We start from the raw sequence: 6,243 nt of genomic DNA on the forward strand, positions 1-6,243 counted from the left end.
CCCTCGTCATTTCTTCTCTGGCAATGCAAAGGCCACGATGCTGTTGCGTCCTTCGGCCATCATGGAACCCGATGTCATCTTGGCGATGGCGGGATCGTAGGATGCCGCAGCAAGCGCGATGAATTGCCGTCCATGCGCTCGATAGATGGCCGGAACACCGCCGGGCACGGAGGGCAAAGGCCCCTGCCACAGGAGCCTGCCGTCCTTCATGTCCCAGGCACGCAGCTTCCGGTCCTGCGTCCCGGCAAACAACAGGCCACCACCAGTCGCCGCCAGCGTCCCACGCGGGAACAGGGTTCCCGAATTGGGCAATCCGGGCAGTTCGCCAAAGGGTACCTGCCACAGCTTGCGGCCAGTGTTCATGTCGTAGGCCGTCATGGTCGACCAAGGCGCGGCGTTTGCCGGCAGCATCTGCTTGCTGAACAGAAAATTATAGCCGGTCTTGAGCTTGATCGGTCCACTTTTGGCGAGGGCACCGGGCGTAGCTGCGCCATCAGGTCCGGCTGCCGGAGCAGACGCGGTCGCACGATCCACATCCAGCTTGGCGAAGCCCAGAAATGCGAGCAAATCCTTCATATCCTGCGGCTTCAGAATGAAGCTGGGCATCGTTGCTCGCCCCCGGCTGATGACGTTCCGAACCGCAGCGGCTGGCAGGCGGGAAGCGATGCCCTTCAGTGCAGGGATGGCGGGTGGCTGGCCTGCACGGTCATCCTTGTGGCAGGCGGCACAATTTTGTGCGTAGACGGCCGCCCCAGGGTTGTCCGCCTCCGCGCCGGTGAAGAAAGAGCGCGGCTTATCCGATGGCGGCTCCATGCGCAGAATGGCCGGCACCTCGATGGAGACGACGAAGAACCGACCTGTACGCGGATCGACCGCGCCGTTACCCCAGTTGGTGCCGCCAGAGCTGCCCGGCATCTGCAACGTGCCCTGCACACTGGGTGGGGTGAATATGCCCTCGTTACGCAGTCCTGCGATCGTGCCTTTGATCCGCTGCCGTTCGGACGGATCGAGATAGGCTGCAAGATCGACGGTGGTCATCCGCTGGCGGGCGAACGGCTCCGGCGCCGTCGGAAAAGGCTGTGTGGGGGACGCCTGCTCACCCGGAATGTCGCTTTTGGGAACAGGCCGTTCCTCGATCGGGAAAACAGGACGGCCCGTGCGTCGTTCGAAGGTGAAGATATAGCCTGTCTTCGTGGCGATTGCGACGGCATCCACTCGCTTACCGTTGCGGTTGAGCGTCAGCAGCTTTGGAGCTTGGGGAAGGTCATAGTCCCACAGATCATGGTGCACAGTCTGGAAATGCCAAAGCCGTCGCCCCGTCCGCACATCGAGCGCCACGAGCGAATTGGCGTAGAGATTGTCCCCGCCGCGGTTGACCCCGTAAAAATTGTAATCGGCCGAGGCGAGCGGCACGAACAAGATGCCGTTGGCCATATCCAGTGTCATCTCGCTCCAGTTGTTGACGCCACCGACCTCTTTCCATGCCTGCTTGGGCCAAGATTCATACCCCGGCTCACCGGGATGCGGAATGGTATGGAACGTCCATCTAAGCTTGCCAGTCCGGACATCGAACGCCCGGATATGTCCTGGAGGACCATTCCATTCGTCCCCGCCAGTGGTTCCCACGATGATAAGATCGTTGAATATTCGGCCCGGAGATTGCGATTCAATGCGCTTGATCGCTGCCGGATCGCGATCGAGCCCCTGCTTGAGATCGATCGATCCCTTCTCGCCAAAGTCTTCCACCGGCTTGCCGGTCACTGCATCGATTGCGAACATGCGATCGTTGCAGTTGTAGAAGATCCGCCGACCACGTCCGTCCGTCCAGCTACTCAGCCCCCGCATCCGTACGCCCGGCGCTTCGACGCGCCAGATTTCCTTCCCGCTGCTGGGGTCAAGCGCCAAAAGGCCGCCACTCCATGGCACGTACAACCGGCCGTCGACTATAAGGGGGTTTCCATTCGACTGGCCATTGCCGGGCAAGGGATAGGTCCATGCCACTTTCAGGCTGGAAACATTGCCCACGGTGATATCGGCAAGAGGGGAATATTGCGCAGAGTCAGGGCCCCCAAGATAATCGGACCACTCCCCTGCGCTGACCTCCGCAGGCGACATATGACATCCGCCAAGCAGCAGCCCTGAGGTAGCGAAGCTTATGAGATAATTGTTGCGCCACGCCGAATATCTCACTGCGCCCCTCCTGAAAATCATATCGCCGGCTTTTGCCGCTGTATTGAACGCCCGTCCCTGATCAAAAAATGCCCGTCAACGGCCACTTAAAGGACCGTTTTGCATGATAAAATGATTAGTACTATCTATTTTATAAATTGCAAGCGTTGTGTTGCGCGAGACGGCATGGCATTGATTTATGCGGCGGTCGCAAAAAGCATGTACGCGACTACATGCCTGAGCAAACGGCCGAAGTAGGCGGCAGATAGGAGTTGATAATTGGTCGCATTGCCCATCGTAGCTCGACCGACCGGTAAGCGGGGAAGGCCGTCTCGCGACGGAGAACGCGCGATAACCGTCTCGATCCTCGACGCGGCACTCAAGCTGTTTCTTGAGTTTGGGTACGGGGCGACATCCATGAAGCGGATCGGCGAGGTCGCGGGCGTCGCGCCCAATACGCTATATGCTCGCTATCCCGACAAGGCAGATCTTTTCAGGGCGATCATCGAATGGAAGGCTGCTCTCTGGAAGGTCACCAATCCGCCGCGCTTCGCCCCTCCAGGATCAACCCTATATGATGTGCTGAAGGTCGCCATAATCGCAATGTTGGAAGCGATGGATCGCGATGACATCAGCGCTATTGGCCTTCTTCTTGCTATGGAGGCAGGGCGCTTTCCCGAACTCGCGCTTATTTATCATGAGGTCGTCACAACGGCAGGCCATTATGGTTTGCCGGAATCCATTCAGTCCTGTGGCGATTGCGATCTCTCTGAACAGGAGGCGGGTGACATTGCGCGGACGGTTATCGAATGCATAGTGGGTCACACCAAGCTTCAGGCCTTTGACGGGACGAATGTCGAGCCTCATCGAAAGGCCGCAGAGCGGATAGCGAGTATTTTTACGAGACGGTGGGGCCAGCCTCGCGACAGGTGACTCCGTCTATCCAGTTCCGCTTCTGCACGCCCTGCCGGATTCTCTTTCCAACATCAGGCCAGGTTTCGCGAGGCTGAAGATCGAGGGCAGCAAAGTTAACGTCACATTCGTAATATGGTTAAAGGATCTGGGCCTCATCTCTTCGTGGCGGCGAGGTAGCTTCTTCGATGACGACATTTGCATGAATATGTTCGGTAAGTGAACTCGATCGTATGTTTTCGCCGCTGCTTCGGTCAAATAAATGAACGAACAACAGGTGCCGGGCTGAAATCCTTGTCGGCTGGACGGGCCATATTGACGCGCAGCGAACTGTCCACCTCTTAGAAGGCGAGCGGCAGGTTTCAGTATTGAATCTGTCCTTCAGAAACTCTCTACCGGATGACGTAAGTTGGTCGACACCTGCCGCACGGCCCTGTCGGAAAACACATGGCGGGCCGCCGCTATCACCTGTTTGTCGTATCTCTGGGAAGATGCGAGTTGGGAGCCTGCCTTCAAAGCCGCTATAATCGACCTTTGTCGGGACATCGCCATCGATGCTGCGACAGCCGAACTAGTCCTGGTTCCGATCGCAACCTGCGTCGTGCCATGCCTTCATTCCGCTGCGATGGAGAATTATGAGCCGCGTGCGGCTATATAAGCGCCGGTTCCTATGACAATGACCGCAAACAGTCTTTCCAGCAGGCCCTTGTTTCGCGCGAGCCGGTGTCCGGACCCGATGCCTGCCACAGCGCCGCCTACACCCCCCGCGATGAGCAGGCCGGAAAGTGGCCAGTCCACATAGCCCGAAAGAGCATAGGACGCAGCCGTCGTCATCCCCAGTGCAGTGACGACGACTAGCGAGGTGCCGACCGCATTGCGCAACGGCATGGCGGTGGCGGCCATCAGGCCCGGAACGATGAGAAATCCCCCGCCGATGCCGAAGAAGCCGGCAGCCGAGCCAACAGCCAGTCCAGTCAGTCCGAGGCGAGGCAGAAGGACTGACGCGGAAGCGAGCGTGAGCCGAACATCGGGGGCCTCGTCTTGCCGCCGCCTGCGCAGCATCGACATGCCCACCCCGATCATCAGCAGGCCGAAAAGCATCAGCAGTTGCTTGCCGTCGAACGCCTTGCCCACTTCCGCACCCAGCGCCGCGCCCATGACGCCGGCGATCGCGAACACGCTGGCGCACCGCCATTTGACCATCCCGGACCGCGCATGCCCGGCAAGGCTGGTGAGGGCATTGACCGTCACTGCCAGCGAAGCGGTGCCGATCGCCGCATGAACCGAAGGGACGCCAACCACATAGATCAGCAGCGGCGCAGCCAGGATTGAGCCGCCACCACCGACCAACCCGAGCACGAGGCCGATCAGCGCGCCAGATCCCAGCGCGGCTATCGTCTGGATATCGGTCATGTCTCGATCAGGCCGATGCACGGTTCCACGGCATAATGCGCAGCAGATTGGCCATGCCGCACCACCCGGTCGCACCAGCCATGAGTAGCCCCGCGCCGACGAACCCAGGCAATGCGAAGAACAGAGGATCGAGCAGCCATCCGAGTGTGGCGCCAAGCAGGATCAACGATCCAGCGGCAAGTTGCACCTGTCGCATCATCTCAAGAGGCCGCCCTTTGTCGCCGGCGGTGCCAAGACCACGACCACGCCAGCCCTCGATCCCGCCCTCAAGCATATAGCATGGCGCGTTGCCCGCCGCTGCCGCCAGCATGGCCGCGTTGGCGCTGGTCCGCATGCCGGTGCGGCAGTGGAAGATCAGCGGCCCCGCTGGCAGGGGCTCCGCCCCCAGCTTGGCGAGCGGCAGATTGACCGCGCCCGCGATCCGCTCACGGGCATATTCGTCGGGATCGCGGATATCGATCAGCGTCGCGCCGCTTACCAGCGCCGACCTGGCACCCTCGGGCGTAATGGATGAAATGGTCATCGGCCTTACTCCTGGCAGTAGAGTTGATAAAGGGTGGCAAGCAGCGTTTCGGCACGCGGATCGGCGATCCGATACCAGAGAGTCTGGCTTTCACGGCGGAAGGTCACGAGGCCCTCGTCGCGCATCCTGGCCAGATGCTGAGACAGCGCGGATTGCGACAGTCCGACATCCTCGGCCAGATCGCCGACCGTTCGCTCGCCATGTTCGACAAGCTTGCACAGCACCATCAGCCGACGGCCGTTGCCGAGCGCCTTCAGCATATCTGCTACTTCAGCCGCCTTGCTCTCGAAGGTGGCGAGATCGATCGGGGCTTTGAGCATCGGACATTCCTCGCATTAGACCTTGCTAATGTATCAGGGTTTGCTACATTAGCAATAGCTAAAGGAGTGTCTATGTCGTCCATGCCGATAATCGAGGCCTTCTTCGATGAGGCCACCAACACAATCAGCTACCTCGTTGCCGACCCCGCCACGAACATGGCTGCGGTGATCGATCCGGTGCTGGATTTTGATGCCGCGAGCGGTGAGGCCGATGTCCGGTCGGCGCGGCGCATTCTCGATCACGCCGCCGCTAAGGGTTGGCGGATCGCGATGGTGCTGGAAACCCATGTCCATGCCGATCACCTGTCCGCCGCGCCGTTCATCAAGGCGCAGACCGGCGCATGGATCGGCATCGGTGAACATATCCGCGACGTGCAGCGCATCTTCCGCCCGGTGTTCGCACTGGACGATCTGGTTGCGGACGGCTCGGATTTCGATCGCCTGTTCACCGATGGCGAGCGCTTTGTGCTCGGCAACCTCGTGATCGAGGTGATGCATGTGCCCGGCCATACGCCTGCCGACATCGCCTATCGCATCGGCAAGATGGCGTTCGTCGGCGATACGCTGTTCATGCCGGACTATGGGACCGCGCGCGCGGATTTCCCCGGAGGCGATGCCCGCGCGCTCTACCGCTCGATCCGGCGTGTGCTGAGCCTTCCTGCGGAAACGAGGCTGTTCCTGTGCCACGACTACAAGGCGCCGGGGCGTGATGACTATCGCTGGGAGACCACGGTCGACGAGCAGCGCCGGCACAGCGTTCATGTCCATGACGGGATCACCGTAAGCGCTAAAACACCCCCACTCGGCGGCATTCAGGCGGCCTGATCGATGACGGCGCTGGCGGCGGCGCGGCTATCGACCCAGTTGTAGGGGAGCAGATCATCGATCGGATCTGCGTCGCCGCGC

The 6,243-nt window shown here is 60.5% G+C and carries 6 protein-coding genes; 2 read left to right on the forward strand and 4 right to left on the reverse strand.

Annotated elements, in window-relative coordinates; translation table 11 throughout:
• Positions 1 to 6: 6 nt before the first annotated feature.
• The gene (locus ACI3KQ_RS13680; RefSeq protein WP_404958498.1) at positions 7 to 2,115 is read right to left on the reverse strand and encodes a PQQ-binding-like beta-propeller repeat protein; all 2,109 of its coding nucleotides are present in this window, start codon (positions 2,113 to 2,115) and stop codon (positions 7 to 9) included.
• A 342-nt stretch (positions 2,116 to 2,457) separates the two neighbouring features.
• Between ACI3KQ_RS13680 and ACI3KQ_RS13685 the strand changes: the two genes are divergently transcribed.
• Positions 2,458 to 3,102 (forward strand): TetR/AcrR family transcriptional regulator, encoded by a 645-nt coding sequence (locus ACI3KQ_RS13685; RefSeq protein ID WP_404958514.1) that lies wholly within the window; start codon positions 2,458 to 2,460, stop codon positions 3,100 to 3,102.
• Between the two features lie 612 nt (positions 3,103 to 3,714).
• On the opposite strand, the gene ACI3KQ_RS13690 is transcribed toward ACI3KQ_RS13685, so the two are convergent.
• Genes ACI3KQ_RS13690 through ACI3KQ_RS13700 form a run of 3 tightly spaced genes read right to left on the reverse strand, consistent with a single transcriptional unit; the run spans position 3,715 to position 5,337 of the window.
• On the reverse strand, positions 3,715 to 4,494 hold the full coding sequence (locus tag ACI3KQ_RS13690) for a sulfite exporter TauE/SafE family protein (RefSeq protein ID WP_404958500.1): 780 nt from the start codon (positions 4,492 to 4,494) through the stop codon (positions 3,715 to 3,717).
• 7 nt (positions 4,495 to 4,501) lie between these two features.
• On the reverse strand, positions 4,502 to 5,017 hold the full coding sequence (locus ACI3KQ_RS13695; RefSeq protein ID WP_404958502.1) for a rhodanese family protein: 516 nt from the start codon (positions 5,015 to 5,017) through the stop codon (positions 4,502 to 4,504).
• Positions 5,018 to 5,022: 5 nt separating this feature from the next.
• Positions 5,023 to 5,337 carry an ArsR/SmtB family transcription factor gene (locus tag ACI3KQ_RS13700; RefSeq protein ID WP_404958504.1) on the reverse strand — a complete coding sequence of 105 codons (315 nt, stop codon included), beginning with the start codon at positions 5,335 to 5,337 and terminating at the stop codon, positions 5,023 to 5,025.
• Positions 5,338 to 5,409: 72 nt separating this feature from the next.
• Between ACI3KQ_RS13700 and ACI3KQ_RS13705 the strand changes: the two genes are divergently transcribed.
• Complete coding sequence (locus ACI3KQ_RS13705) at positions 5,410 to 6,162, forward strand: MBL fold metallo-hydrolase (RefSeq protein ID WP_404958506.1); 753 nt, start codon at positions 5,410 to 5,412, stop codon at positions 6,160 to 6,162.
• Positions 6,163 to 6,243: the final 81 nt, after the last annotated feature.

Source organism: Sphingobium sp. ZW T5_29 (assembly GCF_044987515.1).
GTDB lineage: Bacteria > Pseudomonadota > Alphaproteobacteria > Sphingomonadales > Sphingomonadaceae > Sphingobium.